Source organism: Herpetosiphon geysericola (assembly GCF_001306135.1).
In the GTDB taxonomy this organism is placed as follows: Bacteria; Chloroflexota; Chloroflexia; order Chloroflexales; family Herpetosiphonaceae; genus Herpetosiphon; species Herpetosiphon geysericola.
Map to the genome: position 1 here is coordinate 122,845 of NZ_LGKP01000012.1, position 23,121 is coordinate 145,965.

17 protein-coding genes are annotated in these 23,121 nt (G+C 51.1%); 6 read left to right on the forward strand and 11 right to left on the reverse strand.

Annotation, left to right across the window (positions count from 1 at the left end):
* Positions 1-164: 164 nt before the first annotated feature.
* On the forward strand, positions 165-950 hold the full coding sequence (locus SE18_RS06825; protein ID WP_054533686.1) for an enoyl-CoA hydratase/isomerase family protein: 786 nt from the start codon (positions 165-167) through the stop codon (positions 948-950).
* Between the two features lie 79 nt (positions 951-1,029).
* On the forward strand, positions 1,030-1,539 hold the full coding sequence (locus tag SE18_RS06830; protein ID WP_054533687.1) for a DinB family protein: 510 nt from the start codon (positions 1,030-1,032) through the stop codon (positions 1,537-1,539).
* A gap of 50 nt (positions 1,540-1,589) precedes the next feature.
* Here the strand turns inward: SE18_RS06830 and SE18_RS28245 are convergent, their stop codons facing one another.
* From SE18_RS28245 to SE18_RS06850, 3 genes are all read right to left on the reverse strand, one after another.
* Positions 1,590-4,424 (reverse strand): IMP dehydrogenase, encoded by a 2,835-nt coding sequence (locus SE18_RS28245; RefSeq protein ID WP_330218463.1) that lies wholly within the window; start codon positions 4,422-4,424, stop codon positions 1,590-1,592.
* Positions 4,425-4,612: 188 nt separating this feature from the next.
* Entirely contained in the window at positions 4,613-6,376 is a 1,764-nt protein-coding gene (locus tag SE18_RS06845) for an LCP family protein (RefSeq protein ID WP_054533688.1), read from the reverse strand.
* An 8-nt stretch (positions 6,377-6,384) separates the two neighbouring features.
* Positions 6,385-7,137: an alpha/beta hydrolase gene (locus SE18_RS06850; protein WP_054533689.1), complete on the reverse strand. Its 753-nt coding sequence runs from the start codon at positions 7,135-7,137 to the stop codon at positions 6,385-6,387.
* Between the two features lie 75 nt (positions 7,138-7,212).
* Between SE18_RS06850 and SE18_RS06855 the strand changes: the two genes are divergently transcribed.
* Positions 7,213-7,443, forward strand: a complete 231-nt coding sequence (locus SE18_RS06855; RefSeq protein WP_054533690.1) for a hypothetical protein — start codon at positions 7,213-7,215, stop codon at positions 7,441-7,443.
* A 122-nt stretch (positions 7,444-7,565) separates the two neighbouring features.
* Positions 7,566-8,630 carry a tRNA (adenosine(37)-N6)-threonylcarbamoyltransferase complex transferase subunit TsaD gene (tsaD, locus tag SE18_RS06860; protein WP_054533691.1) on the forward strand — a complete coding sequence of 355 codons (1,065 nt, stop codon included), beginning with the start codon at positions 7,566-7,568 and terminating at the stop codon, positions 8,628-8,630.
* A gap of 297 nt (positions 8,631-8,927) precedes the next feature.
* Here tsaD and mutM read toward each other — a convergent pair whose 3' ends face one another.
* From mutM to SE18_RS06895, 7 genes are all read right to left on the reverse strand, one after another.
* Positions 8,928-9,749, reverse strand: coding sequence for a bifunctional DNA-formamidopyrimidine glycosylase/DNA-(apurinic or apyrimidinic site) lyase (gene mutM, locus SE18_RS06865; protein ID WP_054533692.1), 822 nt, complete (start codon positions 9,747-9,749; stop codon positions 8,928-8,930).
* A gap of 58 nt (positions 9,750-9,807) precedes the next feature.
* The gene (locus tag SE18_RS06870; protein ID WP_054533693.1) at positions 9,808-12,045 is read right to left on the reverse strand and encodes a DUF5719 family protein; all 2,238 of its coding nucleotides are present in this window, start codon (positions 12,043-12,045) and stop codon (positions 9,808-9,810) included.
* Positions 12,046-12,149: 104 nt separating this feature from the next.
* Entirely contained in the window at positions 12,150-14,189 is a 2,040-nt protein-coding gene (locus SE18_RS06875) for a putative glycoside hydrolase (RefSeq protein ID WP_054533694.1), read from the reverse strand.
* 138 nt (positions 14,190-14,327) lie between these two features.
* A complete protein-coding gene (locus tag SE18_RS06880; protein WP_054533695.1) occupies positions 14,328-16,211 on the reverse strand; it encodes an APC family permease in 1,884 nt (627 codons plus the stop codon).
* 423 nt (positions 16,212-16,634) lie between these two features.
* Complete coding sequence (locus SE18_RS06885; protein ID WP_054533696.1) at positions 16,635-18,593, reverse strand: APC family permease; 1,959 nt, start codon at positions 18,591-18,593, stop codon at positions 16,635-16,637.
* A 148-nt stretch (positions 18,594-18,741) separates the two neighbouring features.
* A complete protein-coding gene (locus tag SE18_RS06890; RefSeq protein WP_152976570.1) occupies positions 18,742-19,221 on the reverse strand; it encodes a DUF456 domain-containing protein in 480 nt (159 codons plus the stop codon).
* A gap of 3 nt (positions 19,222-19,224) precedes the next feature.
* Positions 19,225-20,865, reverse strand: coding sequence for a S8 family serine peptidase (locus tag SE18_RS06895; RefSeq protein WP_054533698.1), 1,641 nt, complete (start codon positions 20,863-20,865; stop codon positions 19,225-19,227).
* 47 nt (positions 20,866-20,912) lie between these two features.
* Between SE18_RS06895 and SE18_RS06900 the strand changes: the two genes are divergently transcribed.
* Positions 20,913-21,323 (forward strand): hypothetical protein, encoded by a 411-nt coding sequence (locus SE18_RS06900; RefSeq protein WP_054533699.1) that lies wholly within the window; start codon positions 20,913-20,915, stop codon positions 21,321-21,323.
* A gap of 43 nt (positions 21,324-21,366) precedes the next feature.
* On the opposite strand, the gene SE18_RS06905 is transcribed toward SE18_RS06900, so the two are convergent.
* Positions 21,367-22,233 carry a metallophosphoesterase family protein gene (locus SE18_RS06905; RefSeq protein WP_054533700.1) on the reverse strand — a complete coding sequence of 289 codons (867 nt, stop codon included), beginning with the start codon at positions 22,231-22,233 and terminating at the stop codon, positions 21,367-21,369.
* A gap of 235 nt (positions 22,234-22,468) precedes the next feature.
* Between SE18_RS06905 and SE18_RS06910 the strand changes: the two genes are divergently transcribed.
* Positions 22,469-23,014 (forward strand): GNAT family N-acetyltransferase, encoded by a 546-nt coding sequence (locus tag SE18_RS06910; RefSeq protein ID WP_054533701.1) that lies wholly within the window; start codon positions 22,469-22,471, stop codon positions 23,012-23,014.
* Positions 23,015-23,121: the final 107 nt, after the last annotated feature.

Here is a 23,121-nt window from a genome sequence, read left to right on the forward strand (position 1 = left end):
GATGAGCAATATTCTATTAATGTTTGATCGAAACTTCATCCCTCATCCTTACATATGTTCAGCGTTGATCAAATAAAATATGCTGATTGCATATACCTGTAGATGATGGTTGATTGAAACATCATCCCTCATCCTTCATAATTCATACTTACCTAGGGGTTTCTATGGCATTTGAAAATATTGTATTTGAGATTAACGAGCACGTTGCGGTTATAACGGTCAATCGGCCTAAGGCCTTAAATGCCTTAAATAGCGCAACGATTCGCGAATTGGGCCAAGCGGTCGATCAATTAGCCCAAGATTCCAGCGTTCGCGCCTTGATTATTACTGGTGCTGGCGAAAAAGCCTTTGTTGCTGGCGCTGATATTAGCGAAGTCAACAGCATCGAAAGCTCATTGCAGGGCAGCCAAATGTCCGAGGCTTTGCATGCTGTCTTGTGGAAACTTGGCGAATTACCCCAAGTCACAATCGCTGCGATCAACGGTTTTGCGCTTGGCGGCGGCTTTGAGCTAGCCTTGGGCTGCGATATTCGGCTTGCTAGCGAACAAGCCCAAGTTGGCTTGCCCGAAGTTGGTTTAGGTTTGGTGCCTGGCTGGGGTGGCGCCTTGCGCGTGCAACGCTTGGCTGGCACTGGCGTGGCCAAATATTTGGTGCTGACAGGCGAGCGAATTTCGGCGAGCGAAGCCCAACGGCTTGGCTTGATTGAAAAAATCGTGCCAGCAGCAGAATTACTTGATGAAGCGCATAAACTGGCCGCCAAGGTTGCCAAAAATGCGCCATTGGCGACGGCTCTAGCCAAGCGTTTAATCAATCGTGGTGCTGAAATGAGCCTGCGCGATGCAATTGCCTACGAAAATGGCATCTTTGGCCAGCTCTGCATGACCGAAGATGTTAAAGAAGGCACCAGCGCATTCTTGGAAAAACGGGCTGCGAAATGGCAAGGCAAGTAACTCAATCTTTAGACTGAGTTAATCTAGTTGCTATTTAGCTATAATCGTACATACGTTCTGTTATAGGAGTGTGTATCAGATGCAAAACGCTACTGTTGCCAAGATGATCGCCGCTTTAGATGCTGATCGGGCGGCGAATCAAGCCAAATTTGGCGCGCTTGACCCAAATGCCTTGGTTTATGCTGATGGCCCGTGGACGGTCACCAATATTATTAGCCATCTGACGATTTGGGAAGAAGAGTTTTTGAAGGGTTTGCAGGCCCATCAAGCAGGCCAAAGCTACCTGACCGAAATGCCAGATTTGGAAGGCGACGATGCAGGGCTGAATGCTTTCAATGCGCGCACGGTTGGCGAACGCAAGCACCTGAGCTACGAACAAGCGCTCGATCAATGGACAACAGTGCGCCAGCAAATCAAGGATACATTGGCAAGCTTTACGCCTGAACAAATCGCAGCGCCAATGGTTGCGCCTTGGGGTGGCGAGGCAGCTTCGCCAGTTGCCCAAACTGGTGGGTGTATCTGGCACGAAGGCCATCATTTAAAAGAAACTTTGGCTGCTGTTGGTAACGATAGCGCCCAAGTTGGCTAAAAATTGCAGCCCTGCTTCCGATTGTACGGAAGCAGGGCTGTTTGAGAATTCTAGCCGCGGCGTTCGTAGTTTGGTGCTTCGTTGGTAATTGTCACATCGTGCGGGTGGCTTTCGGCCAAGCCTGCTGGCGAAATCCGTGAGAAGCGGGCGTTTTTACGCAGCTCATCAACATTATGTGCCCCAACGTAGCCCATGCCTGATCGCAAGCCGCCAACCAATTGGTAAATCGTGTCGGCCAGTGCGCCTTTGTAGGGCACCATGCCCTCAATCCCTTCGGCAACCAGTTTGCGGGCGGGCTGATTGCTTTGGAAATAGCGGTCGCTGCTGCCTTGCTGCATGGCGCCAATCGAACCCATGCCGCGATAGGATTTGAACGAGCGCCCTTGGTAGAGAATCATCTCGCCTGGCGATTCGTCGGTGCCTGCCAACAAGCCACCGAGCATAACCGTGTGTGCGCCAGCGGCCAAGGCTTTAGCAACATCGCCGCTATACTTGATGCCACCATCGGCGATGATTGGCACGCCTGCTTCTTCGGCTGCTTTCACACACTCCATAACAGCAGTAACTTGGGCCATCCCCGCCCCAGATACCACCCGCGTGGTACAGTTGTGAACTGCAACCCGATTGGCGATATAGGTATGATCCTCATCAACTTCAATGTTGTAAACATTAAGCGCTTGATTTTCCAGCAGTTGAGTATCAAGAATCGTTACATACATATACTCATCGTCGGCAAAAAACTCTTGTTTTGTTGGTGGAGCTTCATTAAAATGCAAGCCTAATTCGGGAAACTCGGCGGCAAATGTAACACACTGAGCGCCACTAATCCGCACATGATAGGTGTCTGACCAGCCCTCACGGCTTGCTGGAATCTGCTGGATTGATGGCAAATAGCCTAAGCGCGACCAAATTTCAGCAATTTGATAGGCCAAATGCGGTGATGCCGTTTTATAGGCAATTCGCTTAGGATTCTTCAATGAGCCATCGCCGCGTAACATTCCAACTAATAATTGATGCAATAACTCAGGCGTTTGGTTTAAAATAATGGCTGGAATGCGCTTATTTGCTGCGCCACTCGGTACAAGCGAAGCAAAGAAACAAGCAATTGCATGATTGCTGATCAGGAGTTCTAAAGCGTTATTTTTGGTTGGTCGAATTGACGTTTGGCTGTAACCGAAAATTTGAGCAACTAGCGCTTGAACATCTTCAGCATAGTGCATTTCATGGCTACCAAAAGCAATCCGCATTTGGCGGTTGTTTGGGACTCCAACGACATAACCTTCTGCAAGAAAATAGCCAAATAAGCGCATAAAGGCCGAATCTAGTTGAATATAGCGCTTAATCGGCTCAGCTTGCATTTCACGGATATAGTTGTTGGATTCTAGGTAGGCATTAACATTTTGGCTCAAGGTATCGACAAGCTTGCGTTGTTGCGTCACAATCGTGCCAATAACACGCTCGGTTGTGGCGAATTGGCTGGCTAGATCAGCATAGGTTTGCTGATTGAGGTTCCGACTAGGCTTATTCGCCCAAATTGCTTGCTCATTGAATTGATAATGTTCAACGATGCTATGCAGATCGAACTGATGACTTGAGACCTGATAGCGCTGTTTAGGAATTGCAACAACATCTTGTGGCTTCAGTTCATCTGCTCGCACCCAGCGTAAGCCATGGTTGTATTTGGGTTTATTGAAAAAGTATTTGGCACCATTTTTGGCGCGCAATGCTGGGTCAACATCAAAACTTACAGCCAGAAACTCATGATTTGGGGTAACCTTAACGGTGCCTGGCGTGCCACTAATGTTAAGCTCAACTAAATTGCCTTGATACGCTCGTTCATACGTTTTGGTGACGACTCGCGAACGACCTTGATGGGTGATGACATGTTCGCCTACTTGAATCTCGGCAATCGCTTTAACGCTGTTATCTGCCATCAAAATTTGTGTCGAGCCTTCAAAACAAATCGAGCCGGGGCCTTGCCCAACCTTCACCGCATCAGCACCGTGTTCGATCAGGGCACGTGCGCCTTCGCCGGTGCTCACATTCCCACCAATGATTTGCAGGTCGGGATATTGGTGTTTGATGCGGGCAATTGCATCGAGCACTGCTTTGGAATGGCCGTGGGCGGTATCGACTGCAATCACATCAACGCCTGCTTCGACCAACAAGTTCACCCGCTCTAATTCGCTTGGTGAAGCGCCAACCGCAGCGCCAACCCGCAAGCGGCCAAACGCGTCTTTGGTGGCGGCAGGATGTTCGATCTGCTTTTGAATATCCTTGACCGTGATTAAACCAGTCAGTTTGCCATGTTCATCGACAACCAAAACCTTTTCGATCCGATGTTGGTGCAAGGCTTGTTTGGCTTGATCGAGGGTTGTGCCAACGGGCACGGTCACAAGTTCTTCGCTGGTCATCAATTCGCTAATTTTGCGCATGGGGTCGGTTTCAAAGCGCAAATCGCGGTTGGTGAGAATCCCAACCAATTCGCCAGCAGCACTGGTAATCGGCACCCCTGAAATATGGTAATCGCTCATCAGTTCCCACGCCTCGCCGATGGTTTGGTCTGGGCGCAAGGTAATTGGGTCGGTAATCATGCCACTTTCTGAGCGCTTGACCCGCCGCACCAAATCTGCTTGTTGGGCAGGAGCCATATTTTTGTGAATAATGCCAAGGCCACCTTCGCGAGCAAGCGCAATCGCCATGCGATCCTCAGTCACCGTGTCCATCGCAGACGAGACAACTGGAATATTCAAACGAATCTCGCGGGTTAGCCACGTGCTAACGTCGATTTGCGAGGGCAAGACATCAGAGTAGGCTGGAATTAACAGCACATCATCATAGGTCAGCCCTTCAAACGCGAACTTAGCACTCCAATCGATTGGCATGGGGTTATCCTCCTTGGGATATATGAAAAGCTCACCGCAGCATGCAGTGAGCCATCCGACGCACAACGCTGCGTCATCCTTCAGTTGTCCGATTGCCGATACAATGGGCCTATTATAGCACCATCGCGAGCTTGCTTTGCCAATGTGGACCACAAATTTCAGCTAAACGAGTAAGGCGCAGGTAAAACTTAGGGCGTGCGCCAACTTTCGTCGTAATCGCGGCCAAGCAGCAATACCAAGGCCGGATCGCCCTTTGGTTGTTCCGGCGCGGGGCTGGTTTTGCTCACCACAATGATGTTGCGGCTGTTGATGCCCAATTCGGCGGCTAGTTGCTCGCGCAGCTCTTTATGATTGCCAAAATCGATAATTTTGGTGGTGTCGTAGACGGTTGAAGCGGTTGAAGAGGCCAGTAATTGATATTCACGATTTTCAAGGTGGGTCGCAACATCGCCCGCCAAGCCGCTAATTTGGGCACCATTGATCACTTCAATGCTCAAATTATCGTCTGAAGGCGTGTTGGAGCTACCATCAACTGGGCTGTTGGTATCGGGAATTGGCGAGGTCAACAGCTCATTCACGGTTGCATTGATGCTCGATTGATCCCAAATTGGCACATATTTGTATTCATCAATATAGCCTGCGACCGCACTGGTATCCCATTTGACGCTCTTGATGCGGCCATTGGCGATGTCGGTGCCCAGCCCGGCCAAAGCGCGCAAATTACCAAGGTCGGTAATTGGCAGATCGGTGTAGAACGAGCCTTTGAGTTGTTCGCTGAGACTGTTCAATGAATCAATTTGATCAAACAAGCCTTTGTCTTTGAGGGTTTGCACGAACGCTCGAATCACATCTTGTTGGCGGCGTGAGCGGCCATAATCTGCATCTTGATGGCGCGAGCGGGCATAGCGCAAGGCGGTTGTGCCATCCATGTGTTGCAAACCAGCAGGAATATACAGCCGAATCAGACCATAATCGCCATCATCGGTTGGGTACGACGCATCCCAGAGCGGGCGTTGGACATTGATTGTGATGCCACCAACTGCATCAACAATTTTGCGAAAGCCCTTGAAATCAACTTGGGCGACATAATCGATATTGAGGTTGAGCATATTGGCGACGGTATCGCGGGTTAGGGCCATGCCTTCGGTTGAAGGATTGGCCATTTTTTTCTCGATTCCGCGTTTATAGCCCAATTCATAAGCCGCGTTGATCCGTTGCGAGCAGGTGCCTGGCTCATCGTAGCCTGGTATTTCGGCGCAACTATCGCGGGGAATTGAAACCATGCTGGCCCATTTTTGCGCTGGATCAACATGCAGCACGATGATTGTATCAGTACGTGCTTCAGTATCATTTTCGCGTAAATCGACCCCAATCAACAACAAGTTAAAGGGATCTTTGACAATATCGGGGGTCGCGAGTGGCTGGTTTGGCGGCGAATTTGGATTATTTGGATTCTCAACCACATTGCGCTCTGGCGTTGGAATTGTGACCAACATATCGCTGGTAGCACCCTTGACCTTGAGATAGCCCCAAAGGGCCGTACCGCCACCAACCAAGACAACTGCCAGCAAGATGCCAAGCGCGATCATGCCACAGCCAGCGCCGCGTGAGGTTGTTTTGACTGGGGGTTGTTTGTGTTTGGGTGGCAAAGGCCGTGAGGTTGGGCCTGCGCCAACTGCGCTTGAAACAGCTTTGGGTACGCGCACATAGGCCCCTTCATGCTCGGCGCGGGGAACCGTGCGCGCCCGTGGGCGAGCAGGAGCAGCTTGGTTATTCAACAGCAGTTCATTCATTAACGCTGCATCGTTAGGGTTGGAACTAGCCTTGCTCTTGGGTCGTGAGTGCGTGGGCAAGGGCGTGGTAGCTTGACTACTAACATGCTCAGCATCGAGCGATAGATCGTTGGCTGACCCGTTGGTCGATTCCTCAGGTGTATCGATTTTTGCAGGCATGCAGCTAACTACTCCTTGTTTGTTGATGATTGATATTGCGCACGATGATGCAGCACGAAGGCTTCAACCGCATCTAAAACTGCTGGCGATTCGCCATCGCGCAGCATTTCGTGGCCACTTTTATCGAACCAGATTAATTGTTTATCGACTGAGCCGACTTGGCGGTAGATGGCTTCGGCAGCAGCAGTTGGAATTGTACGATCTTGATGTGAATGAATGATTAAGATTGGCGCAGTAATTCGTGGCAATTGTTGTTCCACGACTTTAGCATAGCGCCATAACGAGACAAACGCCGGAGCAGGAAAGCGCCGATAATTGCCATGTTGGCGGCCTGTCTCTTTATCGTACCAACCAGCGCCCATATCGCGGTTTTCGTCGCCCCACATGCCCAGCATTGGCGCAACATAACGTGCCCGATCGGCATGTTTGTAGTGAAAGCGCATGGCTGCGGCCACGCTGACCACGCCAAGCACCTCGTCGCGATGCGCGGCGGCCAGATGGTTGGCAACCAAGCCGCCCATCGAAAGCCCAATCAAAATAACTTTATCGACCTCGCGGCGTAAATCGCGAAAGGCTGCATTGGCATCAGCATACCAATCGTGCCAAGTCACGCCTTGCAAATCTTCGGGCAAGGTGCCATGACCACGCAAATAGGGCATACGATACGGAATGTTATGCGGAATTAAACGGCTTGGCACGCGATTGACTGAATCGGCGCATGACGTAAAGCCGTGTAAAATTAAACAACCAACAGTTGACATGAATACTATTCTTTCTTACACCGTGCTGCCACTTTTGGTATAATGCGACAGCAGATTATTCAACGGAGAACCGTAATGGGCATTAAAGAGTTTTTTGTGGCATTTCGCGATGCCATCGATGGCGAATATGATCGGCGGGTTAAAGCCGCCAGCGAAGTCCGTGAATATAACATTGGTGGCCATGGCCATCATGACCATCATGATGCAGACCACGGCCATGAGCATGAAGATGCAACCAATCAAGATGCTCACGATACCCAAGTCGTCGTGGATAGCCACGCTGGGGAAGCTACTTCACAGCACTAAACGCACGACAGCACCCCAAAAACGGGGTGTTGTCGTTTTTATCCACTCGTATCATGCCATAGCCACGGCACAGCGTCAATCCAACGCAACTGACAGCTAGGTGAAATAGAACGTAGGAATCCATGTCACATCAATTGCCCCCAGGCTTTACGATTTTAGCGATTGAAACATCGTGCGATGAAACCGCTGCCGCAGTGATTCGCGATGGGCGCGAAATTGTGGCCAATAGCGTTGCTTCGCAGATCGATATTCATCAGCGGTATGGTGGTGTTGTGCCCGAAGTGGCCTCACGCCAGCATATTTTAACTATTACTCCGGTAATTAATACGGTGCTGGCCCAAGTGCCTGGTGGTTGGAGCGCAATCAATGCGATTGCCACAACCTATGGCCCAGGCTTGGCTGGCGCCTTATTAACGGGTATCAACACCGCCAAAGCAATTGCGTGGTCGCGCAATTTGCCGTTTATCGGGGTCAATCACTTAGAAGGCCATATTTATGCTTCGTGGTTGCATACGGCCAAAGAATTGGCTTATCAAGCACCCGAATTTCCGTGCGTGGCCTTGATTGTTTCTGGCGGCCACACAGCGCTCGTGCTACTCAACGATCATGGCGATTATCGTTTGCTTGGGCAAACCCGCGATGATGCGGTGGGCGAGGCCTTCGATAAAGTGGCCCGTATTATGGGCTTGGGCTACCCTGGTGGCCCGCAAATGGAGAAAGTTGCCCGTGGGGTCAACCCTGGCGCGCTCAAATTGCCGCGCGCTTGGTTGCGCGGAACCTACGATTGGAGCTTTAGCGGCCTTAAAACCGCTGTGCTGAATGTGGTGAATGATCGGTTGGGTGAGCGCATGGAAAAAGTCAAACTGGCTGAAGTTGATCCTGCGTTTACCGCCCAACTTGCTGCCGCCTTCCAAGATTCAGCGGTTGATGTGTTGGTGCAAAAGACGGTTGCCGCCGCCCGCGAATACAAAGCCAAAACGATTATTTTGGCTGGTGGAGTTGCCGCCAATACCGCCTTGCGCGAACGGCTCAGCGCTACCGCCAAGCCAATTCCGGTGGCCTACCCGCCAATTTGGCTCTGCACTGATAACGCCGCCATGATCGGCGCTGCCGCCTATTATCGCTATCAGGCAGGCCTGCAACAAGATTGGTCGCTCGATGCCACCCCTAGCCTCAAGCTGATTTAGCGGGGCCAGTTTTAACCACGAAGAGCACGAAGATTCACGAAGAAGGTTGTAGGCTTTTGGGATGCAAAAGAATTGTTGGCCAACTCAAAAGCATGGAAATTAACGTAGAGGCGCAGAGCATTAAAGTATTTGCTCTGCGCCTCTACGTTAACCGTAATAACTTCTGTACTCGTTGCTTAACCCTTATGTTCTATGTTCTATGCTCTTTGTTCTTCACTGCTCTGCGCCTCTGCGTTAACCATAGAATCTCTCCTATATTGTTTAACCGTTATGTTCTATGTTCTATGCTCTTTGTTCTTAAACCTGGCAAACCGGACAAAGATGGGTTGCGCGTTGCCCCACGACGATGCGCTCGATCGGCGTGCCACAGCGGCGGCATGGCTCGCCAGTGCGGCCATAGGCTTCAAGGTGATATTGGTTTTCGCCGCTTGCGCCATAGGCATCGCGATAGTTGACCAAGGTTGTGCCGCGATGCTCGATCGAGTTGCGTAGCACAATTTTTATGGCCTCGAAGAGCGCCGCAACCTCGACTGGATTGAGGCTTTTGGCCGACCGCAAGGGATGAATTTTGGCTAGCCACAAGGCTTCATCTGCATAGATATTGCCAACGCCTGCTAATACACTTTGATCGAGCAAGGTTGGCTTGATTTTGGTGGCTTTGCGTTGCAAGCGCTGGCTAAAATCGGCTAGCGTAAAATCGTCGCCCAATGGCTCTGGCCCCAAGCGTTGATGCAGTTCGTCTACGCCACTGCGGTCAACCAAGCTCCAGCGGCCAAATTTACGTGGATCGTGAAAGCGCAACTCGCGGCCATTATCCAACTCGACGACCACATGGGTATGCTTGTCGGCAGGATGATCGGCGGCAACAACCAACATTTGCCCGGTCATGCGCAGATGCACAATCAAGGTTTCATGGTTATCGAGCTCGATCAGCAAATATTTGGCGCGGCGTAGCACCTGCTGAATTTGACGTTGGGCGATGGCTTCCGCAAAAAGCTCAGGGCTGTGGGTATTAACAATTTTGGGCCAACCAAGGCTGCGTAAGGCGACAAAGCGCCGCCCGACTAGCTCTTGCTCAAGCGAACGACGAACAGTTTCGACTTCTGGTAATTCTGGCATAAGCGTTTGTTTCTAAAATACACAACCGGACTGCATGCGCAATCCGGTTGTTTGCTGGTTAACGTTCGGGCGTGCCGAGGGCGCTATGGCCACCGCCGCCACTGGTATTGTCGATCAAAATTGTGCGTTCGGCCACGACTGGCAAATTCGAGGCAACCGTGATCGTGTGCGATTGCAAATTTGGGTCAATCGTATCGAGCAAAACCGAGATGCGGCCTGTGCGCGGAATGGTGTATTCAACCACTTGCGTCGTACCATCTTCCTTGCCAAGCGTAACCGTGACTTGAGCTGGGCGCTGATTTGGATTCAATACCAGCAAAAATTCGGTTGCTGGGTCAGCGGTGCGACCTTCGGCAAAGTGCCAAACATAATCTGGCTCGGCAGCACCCATGCTGTTGGTGGCGCTATTGCCGCTATTGAAATAGCTGGTGCGTTCGGCCACAATCGGCTGGCTTGAGGTCAACATCGTGCCAACTCCTTGCGGCGAGGGCACAATTTCGCGCATATCGACATCGAGCCGCGCCAAGGCTGGCACTTGATAACGGCGAGTGAAGGTCGAGCCTTCCTCAGTCATAAAGGTTGTCGTAATCGCTGCCGAAACTGGATTTGGATTGAGCAAGGCCAAGGTGGTGACAAACGGGTCAAGGGTTGCGCCTTCAGCAAAATACCAGGTATTTGATGGTGCAATCGCGCCTTTGGTCAAGAAGCCGCCGCCCTTGGTTGGGCCAACCAACACCGTGCGTTCGGCTGCAATCGGGGCAGTTGCCGCGACTCGCAGGCCAAAGGCTTTGGGATAGTTGTTGCTTAAATCGACTTGGGTGCGGGTAAATGGTGGCAGCAATACTTGGCGCGTGGTGGTAATGCCATCGGTTGGCATAATCAGCAAATTTGCTACAACTTCGCTTGGCTGTGGATTGTAGAGCGACAGCAAGCTTGTGCGATCGTTGGTACCATCGCCTTCAGCAAAATACCAGGTGCGGCTCCAACGGCTAATGCCCGATTCGCCCAGCGCATCGTTGGCAAATAACATTGTGCGATCACCGACGATTGCTTGGTTGGAACTAACTTCGATTGGCAAGTTGAAGGTATCGCTGAAAATTTCGTTGGCGATAATATTGACCCGTTGGCCTGGCTGAATTTCGTATTCGCGGCGCACAGCATTGGTTTGGCCGGGCAAGAAGGTGACGATTGTGCGCGCAATTTGGTTTGATGGATTGAACAACATAATCCGCTCGTTGTAATCGCGGGTGTTGCTTTCAACAAAGGTCAAACGTTTGCGCACGGTCAATTGGTCAGCAGTGCGGCGAATCGATTCAGCTTGCTCAACATCTAAGCCGCCAAGCACGGTTAAGGTTTGCGGCAAGCGATAGGCTTCGCTGATCCAGGCGATAATTTGGCCTAAGCCAGTGCGCGCCGCATCGGTTAATTCGCCAAGCAAGGCTAAGCGAATCGTGCCATTGCTGGCAGGAAAGCCGTTGCGCCCAGCATAGACATTGCCAGCTTGATCGACCACAAATTGATAGGGCAGATCGGCTGCGCCTTCTGCTTGGGCGGCTGCTTGTAAGGCTCGCAACATGGTCGGTGGATCAGCCTGGTTATTGAGGGGCAAACTGACTAATTCGATGCGGCGGGGCCGTGAGGGCAGCAAATTAGGAATCCCAGGCAAGGCGCCCCAGCTAGTGCGGCTAATCACTTGCGGTGGGCGAGTGAACGTTGTGCCACCAAACGCAGCAGGCGCCCGATTAAGCTGATCGGTTAGGCTTGGGCCATTGCTGGTGTCGATAAAGCGCCAAGCGATGGCTTGCAAACTCGGTGCGGCAGGTTGATTGCTGCTAGCAAAATCAACCTGATATTGCAGCCAACGTGAACCAGCTTCAACCCCAATTGGCCCAAGCAATTGCTCGCCTTCGGCCAAAATTTGGGCTACATTCAGGGTTTGCCATTCGCGCCATTCGGTGCCATTGGCGCTGGTGCGCAGCTTGAGGCTGAGGCTGGTACCAACTGGCAAATCAAAATTCCAATGTGCTGAAACCGCATTCCAAACAAATGGAACCTCGTGGGCAACCGATGTGAATGTACCCTGCGTTGCCGTTTGATCGAGCCGCAACTCGCCATCGCTATTATTGGTGACTAACAAGCCTTCGAGCGTGCCAGCTTGCCAATCGGCGACCGATGTTTGGGCAAAGGTGGCAGTTTGCACCTTGCTCGCAGGGCTGGTTTGGGCATTCGCCTGCCACGCCACGCCACTGAGCACCAGCGATAATCCAACTGCTGCCATGAAAAACTTACGGCGCATAGGTACCTCATCGATACAGGAAAATTAAGGACTATAGGCTATAGGCACAGTCACGAATGCAACTGCGGCCTATAGCCCTTAATTTTTGATGCTTGAGAACTTAATTAATCAAGCCAAGCTGGGTCGTAATAATTGGCAGCATTCCAGAGAATCCAGCCATAGGTGCCTTCGACCTCGGCGACAGCTTGCATTTGAGCGCGAACTTCGGTGCGCCCATATTCGGTGACTGGGTTGAGCCAAGTTGCAGTGAAGGCTTGCAGCCAAGGCCGTTGCACTGCATATTTACCTTCCATGCGCTTTTGGCCCTTCTCGATGCTATCTTTGACGATCTCGTAGGGGTGCGCATCGGCGTTATCGAAGCCCAACTCGTTGCGATCGTAGTGTGATGGATAGACCATTGCACACACATAATCGGTGTGATCGGCCATAATTTCAAGGCTTTGGCCAATTTCCCACATGTTGCGCCATGTTGCATAGCCAAACACGTCAATTGAGAAGAATGCGCCTGCGCCGTTAATATCGCCGTGGGCGCGTTTGAGCACATCGCCAATCGCTTCGTACATCACTTCAGGATTATTTTCTGGATCGATCGGTTGCGAGAACACCAAATTGCTGGTGCTGCCATCCGATGGAAAGCGAATATAATCGAATTGTACTTCATCAAAGCCATAATCGGCAATTTCTTTGGCAACGCCAACATTATACTCGGTGACGTTCTGGTTGAATGGATCAAGCCACTTCAACCCGCCATCATCTTCCCAAACGCCGCCAGTGACCCGGCTTTGGGCGGCCCATTCAGGGTGGGCATCAGCCAAACTATTATCGCGCATTACCGCCATCCGGCCAATTAAGTAGATATTGCGTTTGCGCGCTTCGGCCACAATCCATTCCATATCCAAATAATCAACCGCAGTATCTGCTTCGATGACCAACGGATGTTTGGAAATATAGCCTACCATACCAACTTCGCCAGCAATATCGAGCTTGATGTCAAGCACAATCGCATTAACTTCGGTTTGATCAACCAGATCAAACAATTCGGTTAATGCAGCTTTCGAGGAGCCAGTGGCTGCGGTAATATAAATCGCTTTGGCGACAAATTCTTCTGCTTCGAGATCAGCGGTGAATTTGCCATCGCTAAGCGCCGTCCATGCCTTGCGATAACCAGGTGAGAGCACCTGAATTTGGGCATTTTCGGGAACACCAGTTAATTCATAGGTTCCATCGGGCTTGAGCCGGGTCATGGTGACTGCCGTGCCCGTGTAGGGGTAGGTTTCGTCTGCGCCTTCAAATGGTTTGACCATCGCGATAACCGTGCCCTTGGTCAGCGGCTTGCCAGTTTCGCTATTGACGACTGAGCCACGCACCGTCGAAGGTCGCAAGACGACATCCAACGAGGCTGCTTGTGGCAATTCCAAGGTTTGGCTGCTATAGTCAGTGGCGCTAAACACCACTGGCGCATTCAAATCGATGTTGCGCACCGTGTAGCGGCCTTCTGCATCGCTTTGAGCCGTGGCATTGCCAACCTGGACGGTGGCGCCGCTGACGGGCTTTTGGCTATATTTATCGCTGATGATGCCAGTTAAGCTGGTTGGGCGCAACGACACATCATAACTAGTTTGCTTTTCGAGGGTTGCAGTGGCACTAGTGTAATCGCTCGCCACAATCACAACTTCGGCTTTTTCGTCGACGTTGGTCAACTTGTAGCGGCCATCAGTGCCACTCGTGGCTTGGCTGCTGCCAGCTTTGACTGTCACGCCCGCGACAGGTTGTTGTGAGTATTGATCGAGCACAACCCCGCTAATCGTATTGGGCCGAATCGTCAGATTAACTTCTACCGGCGTTTGCTCGTTGACTGGGGTTTTATCGGCCAAACTAAGCGTGGCTGAGCTATAATCGCTGGCTTGAACCAATAACGAATTGGTGGTTTCCCATTCATTAATCGTCCATTTGCCAGCAGCATCAGTTGTCGCGCTTACTTCGCCAACTTGAACGGTTACTCCAGCAACGGGCTTTTGGGTATAGCTATCTGTTACAATTCCCGTCAGTGGCGGATTGCTGCTGCCACAGGCGGCAAGGACCAACGCAACCGCGCCAAACAGACCTGCTGTTAGGCGGCGCTTGGTTTGACTCACAAAATACATCACTTCTGACCTTCCTAAGCTTGTGGTGGGTGTCGGTTTAGACGGCGGTAATCATACGTTGCCCATCATTGCCTGTCAAGAAAAAACGCCCGACTGTTGAGGCAGTTCGAGCGTTTTTTTGATTAAGAGTTGCTAAGTTTAACGTTCAAGATGGTAGGGCACGCTAATCACGATTTTATTGCGCCGGAATAGCAGTGCACCTTTCAAGAAGAAGGCAGTTTGATTATGCAAGGCATATTCCCAAATTCGTGCCGGAATAAATTCAGGCAAAATGATCGTCAGAATATCATCATGGCGTTCAGCTTCAATTCGGTCAACGTAGCGTAAAATTGGGCGTAATAATGAGCGATATTTAGATATTTCAATATCCAAGGGCACATCTGGTTCCCAGTTTTGCCAACGCTCTTGTAAGCGGGCAGTTTTTTCGTGCTCATGCTCAAATTCAATATATAAGGCGCGAACCTTGCCCGGGGCAATCAATTTGGCATATTCGAGGGCTTTTACCGTGCCACGATGCAACGATGAAACCAGTACAATCACATTATTTTCTAAAGCAGCTGGTTTGCTAAACCCTTCTAAGGAAAGTTGTTTTGCCACACCTTTATAGTGGCGATTGATCGTCATAAAGATTAACACTAAAATCGGAATACAAATTACGACCAGCCATGCGCCTTCTTTGAATTTGGTCGTGCCGTTGATAATTAGCACAATTCCGGTGGCGATTGCCCCAACAAAATTAACAACTAAATTAAGTTGCCAACCCTTGCTCTTGAGCCGCAACCAGCGCAAAACCATGCCCGCTTGCGAGAGCGTAAACGAAAGAAACACCCCAACCGCATACAAGGGAATCAAATTGGTGACCGAGCCATCGAAGCCAATCACCAACAGCGCCGCCGCTAGCGATAGAAAAATAATCCCATTGGAAAAGACTAAGCGGTCGCCCAACGATGAGAATTGGCGCGGCAAAAAGCCATCTCGCGCCAGCAACGACATCAACCGCGGAAAATCGGCGTAGCTGGTATTGGCCGCAACCAGCAAAATCGCTGCCGTCGAGATTTGCAACATGCCATGCATGACCTTTGGAAAACCAGTTTCTGTGCCCGTGGTGCGGCCCCAAATGCCACGCCCAATTTGCGAAATCACGGTTTCGTTGAATTGTGGGCGGGCGCCGTATTTATGTGCAAACCAAGTGATGCCAGCAAACATCACCAACAGTAAGCCTGACATCCAAACCATGGTCACGCGGGCATTGTGCGGCTCTGGCTTGCGAAAGGCTGGCACGCCATTCGAGATTGCCTCCACCCCAGTGAGCGCCGAACAGCCAGAGGCAAACGCGCCCATCAGCAAGAAGGCGGTTATGCCTTCGGTTCCAAAGGGCGAAAAGCTTTGTTCATGCGGCCCCATTAGGCTATCCGAAAGCACCAAGGGCTGAATCGTGCCAGTCAGCTGTTTGTAGAAGCCATAGCCAAGCGTCAGCAGAATAATGCTAACAAAGAAGTAGGTTGGCAGCGAGAAAATCGCCCCTGATTCGCGAATCCCACGCAAATTGGCCAGCGTTAGCAGCACAATCCCAATAATACAAATTTCAATCCGATATTCGCGCAGTGGCTCGACCAACGAGATCAATTGCGAAACCCCAGATGAGATCGATACTGCTACAGTAAGAATGTAGTCAATTAACAATGCGCCGCCAGCAATCAAGCCAGCGAGCGTGCCGAGATTATCCGAGGCGACGATATACGAGCCGCCGCCACTGGGATAGGCAGTGATGGTCTGGCGATACGAAATGGTGACGATCATCAGCAACACAGCGATCCCGATGCCCAACCAGAGCGAGGTGCTAAATGCAATCACGCCCGCTGGCACAAGGTGCACCAACATTTCTTCGGTGGCATAGGCGACCGATGAGAGCGCATCGGACGAAAAGACGGCCAGCGCGGTTTTTTTATCCAGCCGCTCATGCGATTGGGCAGCAGTTTCCAACGGATTTCCCACTAAAACCCGTTTTAATTGCGTCAACATGGACGAAACTCCTTGGCGTTTCCTCAAATTGAGGGTTATTAGTCATTAAATTGAATAAATGTTCTGTATGAAAGGTCGCAATTAAGCAAGCTCAAGCTAGTGACACCTCGGTTAGCCAGCTTAAACAGCACTTATTGGAGCATTATTGTTGTGGTGGTGTTAGGCAGTTGGGGGAGAATGGGGTGAGTGCCGTGCTTGTTGGGAGCAATACGGTAAGCCGACATTGGTTAAGTTGGTTCGGTGGAGCTGAAAGCGCATACCAGTTTCCGTTTGCATAAAAAACCGCCAACTATACAAGTGGTATGTCGGCGGTGAACATAGGCTTGATTATAGTCCACTCAAGGCTTTTGTCAATGAGATTTATTAACGAATATGAACTAGGAATCAACAGGCTTGAACTGAATCAAGCCCGTTGATTGAGAGCTAGGCAGAATGTTTGACCACAATATCTTCAGTGCTACCGGGCAGCGCGTGCAAGTGATAGGGCACGCTAATTACTACCACGTCTTCATATTTGCGCAATGCCAGCAACAGCATCACAGCAGTTTGGTTGTGGAGCGCCTTGGCAAGCGTTGAATCGGGCACAAACTCTGGAATAACCACCGTAATCAGATCACCTGGAAATTCTTTATTATTGACTTGGTCGACATAATCAACCAGCGGTGTAAGATAGTCACGGTAGTCGGTGTGCAAGAAGACCAATTTAGCTTTGCCCAAAACCTCATCCCACTGTTCCCAGCGTTTGCGGGTTTTGATTTCTTCTTCTTCGCTACCAACCACCTGCACCACCCGCACATCGTCGGTCAGCTTCAAGGCATATTTGATCGCGCGCAACGAGCCACGGTGAATGCTGCCAACTGGCACGATTGCCACATCGGCAGGCGAACGCAAATCGCTTGGTGTAAGCCCGGTCAGGCTCAAATTGGTCGCAACATGGTCATAGTGCTTCTTGATTGTGCGGAATAACAGCATAATCAAAGGCAACGCCAGAATAATCAGCCATGCGCCTTCGGTGAATTTGGTAACCGTCAACACCACCAGCACTATCGCCGTCAAACCAACCCCAATGATACTTGGAATCCGTTTGAGCTTGTAGTTTGGCTCGTAGTGCAAGGTTGTGATGCCCGTGTTGAGGCTTTCGCCTGGTTTGAGTTTGGCAACCTTGCGCCACATCACAATCATGCCTGCTTGCGAAAGCGTAAACGAGAGGAACACGCCGATTGCATACAACGGCAACAGATGATGTTCTTCGCCGCCGAAGACTGCCAGCAAGAGCGACGACAGGAAGGCCAGCGCAATCACCCCTGAGCTATAGACCAAGCGACTGCCCAAACGCGAAAGCCAGCGTGGCAAAAAGCCGTCATTCGACAAAAACGCAGCGATCCGTGGGAAGTCTGCATAGGCGGTGTTGGCTGCTAGGATCAAAATAAACATTGTGGTAAATTGAACCCAGTAGTAGAGAAAACCGCTGCCCACAACCGTGCGGGTCATCTGCGAAAGCACGCTCTCGCCGCCTTCATGCAAAATTGTAATTGGAATATGGGTCGCGATAAAGCTAATCCCAATGAACAAAGTCATGGCCATAATTGCCATCGCCCGCATCGTGATGATCGCATTTTTGGGGGCCGGATTTTTGAAGGCCTGCACACCGTCGCTGATTGCTTCAATCCCAGTCAAAGCAGTACAACCGCCAGCGAAGGCCCGTAGCACCAGCCAAATAAAGCCAAAGTTATCAAGTCCTGAGCGCGCAGTTTCATCGGTGGCAACGCTGCGTGGTGGCAATGGCTCGCCAAAAATGCCAAAGTAGCGGGCTAAGCCAACCGCTAGCACCACAAAAACCCCAAGTACAAAGGCATAGGTGGGGATTGCAAAGATGGTGCCGCTTTCCCGCACCCCGCGCAAATTGAGCCAGGTAATTAACAGAATAATCCCAATGCCAATTAACACCCGGTGCTCATGGAAAAAGGCAACATCGGGAAAGGCCGAAGAAATTGCTTTGACCCCTGCCGAAACCGAAACCGCCACCGTCAGCACATAATCACTAAGAATCGAAGCACCTGCCAACCATGAAGCTGTGCGACCGAGGTTATCCTTACTGACCATATATGCGCCGCCACCCATCGGGTAGTGGTGAATGGTTTGGTTGTAGCTCAATACGACCAATAGCACCAAGGCTGCAATCCCAATTGCAATCGGCAAGGTGTAACTCAAGGCAGCGGCGCTGATCAAAATCAACACCCGCATAATTGCTTCGGTGGCATAGGCATTGGAGCTAATTGGGTCGGATGCAAAGACTGCCAATCCGCGAATGTTGTCGAGCCGTTCGTGATGGGCACTACTGCTGGGAAACGGCTTCCCGATGAGTAGCTGTTTGATATTCATGGTTGATGTCCTTTCAAAGTGGATTGACAGCTCTCGCCACTTCGTTGCTTTGCTCTAAAATGCGCCACTGGTTTTGCCAGAAGCGGCAAAACTGTGACGCATTCTTCTGTCAGCGTTAGCCTATACGTTGGTTTTCGCCTAGGGTTGCTTAACCAGTTATCACGCGCACCAAAAAGATCGTAACCATTACGAGGCCAAGTGAAACCTGTATTGCAATGCTTACGAGCCAATTTTTGATGGTGCGCCATGAAACATCAAGCACGAATTTACCATCGCGCCAGCGTTGCCACTCTGGCAATAATGCCCCTATGATCGAACCAATCAACATGCCTGGAATGTTCAGGATGAATAGGCCAATAATACCACCAATCATACTAAAGATTGTAGCCCAAATTGAGGCTCCGCCACGGCGCTGCCCCAAGGCTCCAACCCAAATATCACTGGTCATAGCAATTAGCGCAATCACGCCTAAAACAGCCAAGGTTCCCCAGCCCACCACCACAAATTCAGTCATGGAGGCGTAGAGCAACGCCCCCAGCCAAATCAAGGCTGCGCCCGGCAAGATTGGCAAAATAACCACGCTGACCAAGCCCAAAAACATAATCAACAATGCAAGTGCTAGTTCCAAATTTTAGCCCTCAAAACGTAAGTGCGTCTGCCCAACTTCGATCACATCGCCAGGGCGAACCAATTGGCGGCCTTGAACTGGAATGCCATTGATTTTCGTGCCATGGCTGCTGCCTGCATCTTCAATTTCAATGCCACGCGGATCGCGATAGAGAATCGTATGCCGTCGTGAAACCGTACTATCGCCACTAATTGCTACATCTAAGCCAGCTTCGCGGCCAATAAACACTTGATTTTCGCGCAGCAAATAGAACTTGTTCAATTCAGCTCCGCGCACAACCGTCAATTTGCCCCACGCTGGCCCTCCAGTTGCTGGCGCTGCGCTTGGCGGTGCGTAGCTCTGGCTCAACGGTGGTGTTGATCCGACGATTGGTTGCGAGGCAAGGTTGCGTTGATCGTACATTGGCGGTTGTTGCATTGCTTGATCATACTGAATTGGCGGCGGTGGCGCGAACCCGCCAGCAGGAACTGCCGCTGGACGCGAGTTTTGCTTGCGGCGGCGCACCAAGAACACCGTCAAGCCACCCAACACCACCAACATGACGGCGCTAAACCCAAGCAGTTTGATCAGGTTGGATTTGGCTTCGGGGCCGCCAACTGCTGCAGCACTGCCCTTAATTGGCCCGCCAAGCGCGTTACAAGCATTAATTCGGCCTGTCCCAAGGTTGCTTGGCTCGAAATAGGTGACTGGGCCATAGCGCTTAATTGGATTTTGCGCCGAAATATCATCAGCAGTTTTTTCAATTTCGGCCCGCACTTGGTCTGCATTCCAATCGGGGTGCTGGGCAAAGAGCAATGCCGCCAAGCCTGCAACGACGGGCGTGGCCTGCGAGGTGCCGCTCATTTGATCGTAGTTTTTGTTGAAGCGTTCTTCGGCGGGCAAATCTCTGGTCATGTAGACATCGTAGGTGGGCATGGTCGAGTAGATGCCTGCGCCTGGCGCAGAAACCGAAATCCAATTGCCATAATTCGAGAAGTCGGTTTTGCGATCTTCGGGGTCGGTTGCGGCCACGACCATGGCAAACTCTTCGACGCCAAAGGCAAAGTTGGGCAAGGGCACAAACGAATTACCAGCGGCGATAATCACCAGCACGCCAGCAGCATCAGCTTCTTGAATGGCGGCAACAATATCTTCGCTATCGAGTGGCAACATCGAGCCAAGGCTCATATTAATAATCTGGACATTTTTGCTGACCGCATAGCGAATGCCAGCAATAATATCTTGATTGCTGCCAGAACCATCGGCGGCCATCACCCGAATTGGCAAAATGCGCGTGCCTCCGCCAGCAACCCCTGCAATCCCTTTGCTATTGTTGATTGTGGCGGCAATAATGCCTGAAACGTGGGTTCCATGGCCATTCTCATCAGACGGGTCGTCATCGCCATCGACTGCATCAAAGCCGTCGGTGCGCAAAATATCGACCAAATCTGGGTGATTCATATCAACGCCGGAGTCGATGACGGCCACGGTTACATCGGAACTGCCCGTGAGGTGTTCCCAAGCGCAGGTAAGGCCAAGCTGACGAATAACCCATTGTTTATTGGCATCGGGGTCGTTGGGTGGGCTCATTAAGGGATTTTGGGCAGCGGCTGGGGTGCCGACCAGCAAAATCAAACAAAAAACAAGTGCAATGCGACGGCTCATGATATAATCGCCTCCTGACAAACACTCAGCACGCTGGAGGATTCCCCATGCGTTTCAAACAGTTGCTTATAGGCTGCCTTTTGCTAACACTCACAGCCTGTGGTGGCGATGATACCGCACCCGTCAACCAAGTCAAGGCATTTGTTGCAGCAACTGAAGAACGGAATGTTGATCGGATGGTCGCATTGATGGTGCCCGAGATGCGGCGTGATGCTGGTTGGCAGCTACGGCAGGTCATGCCACGAATCAAATCAATCGATTATCAAAATGATCAATATACGCTCGAAAAGATTGAAGATGGCCGGGCTTATGTGCAAATTAATGGCACCTTGGTCGGGCAGATGGATGATGGTGCGTCGATTAATTATCCCGCCAACCAATTGGTCGAGCTTGTTGAGCAAGATGATGGCACGTGGCTTGTCGCAAATAGTGGCTTTGAAGTTCCAAGCCAACCTTAAATTGAAAACAGAACGAGCGCTGAAGCTTCAGCGCTCGCTTGGTTTAGGCATTCGGCTCAACAATTTCGAGCACTGCTTCGTTCAATGGCAGCGCGTACACGCCTGCTGAACGGCGCGGAAATTGGTGTTGGCTGACAGGCAAGAAGCGGGCTGCATCTTCCAAATATAAATATTGGGTAATAACGGTGCGCATCTGCTCGATTTCTAGCACGTTGAAGGCGTTTTTACCGCGATACCAACGCCGCCCACGCCGCGAGGTAGCGGTGCCTGCTTGCACAATCACCGTACCTTGGCGCAAATCGGGGTCGAATTCCAGCGTGTTGCCGATGTACGAGGCATGAGTGTGGCCACATAACACCAACTCAACATTGCTGCGATCGAAGGTTTTTAGGGCCGCCGCTGCGTTCTGAATTACATCGCGGGTTTCGCCTGGCGGCATAACCGGATGATGATGCATAATCACGATTTTACATAAGCTATCTGGATAGCGCGCCAAGGTGCGATCAAGTTGCAGCAATTGTTGGTCGGTCAATTTGCCACCATCGACCGTGAACGAGCGGGTCGTATTAACCCCAACCGCCACAAAATCCTCATTGCCCCAAACTGGCTCTAAAATTGGCGAGATATATTTTTTGTAGTAATAATTGGGCCGCAGCATACGATAGAGTGCGTTATACAGCGGCACATCGTGGTTGCCCATCACCGCAATCGTTGGCTGGGGCAATTGGGCGATAAAATCGCGAACAGTCAGCCATTGGCTTTTAATATCGGCCCGTTGCACAAAATCGCCAGACAACACCGTTAATGTTGGCTTGATTTGCCAAGCAGCCTCAAGAATTTGTTTGGCTTTTTCGGGGTTGAACGGTGGGCCTGCGTGCAAATCGGAAAGGTGTAGAATGCGCGATGCCATTAAGCAACTTCCTCGCCTTCGCTGGCTGGCGTGGCTGCTGGTTTGGCTTGGGCCAATGACTTACCGCGTGCGGCCTGAGTTAATTGATAGGCTACCGCCACTACTCCTGCAAGCATTATCACAAGCATCGTTAATTTGATCAGCAAAAGCAGCATATCCACCTCAAGTTGTATAGAAAGAATTCGCGCTTATTGTACCATGGTGGCGTTTGATTGCTACCTGTGGAGATAGCCGAATGCTGATTGTAACTGAACGTGGCGAGATAACCCTGCGCACCATTCAAACCAAGGACTGGCCAGAATTCAAGCGTTTGCGCTTGCAAGCCTTGCAACAACACCCCAGCTTTTTTGGCTCGGATTACGCCGAAAGTGCCGCCCAGCCTGATAGCCATTGGCAAGAACGCATTGCCAATCTGAACCCTGCCACGCAGCAAATTTTTGTGGCGCTGCATGAAGCGCAACTTGTGGCAACGGTTGGCATTCGGCGCGAGAGTGGAGTCAAATCGCGCCATCAAGCAACCATTTGGGGCGTGTATACCGACCCTGCGTGGCGTGGTCAAGGCCTCAGCCGCCAGCTTTTTGCCATGGCCGAGGCTTGGGCTTGGCAACAATCAGTCGCAATTATTCGCCTGATGGTTCATGTTGCCAATACCAGCGCAATTCAGCTCTATAGCCGCTGTGGCTATAGCGTCTATGGGGTTGAGCAAATGGCGATTTATTACGATGGTGAATATCACGATGAGTTGTTGATGGCGAAGAAGAGCGCAGAACATAGAGCATAGAGCATAGAACATAGAACATAGAGCGCAGAACATAGAACATAGAGCTGAAATTTGCGCTCGAACTACATAATAAAGCCCCTCGCCCACTGGATTTGGACGAGGGGTTG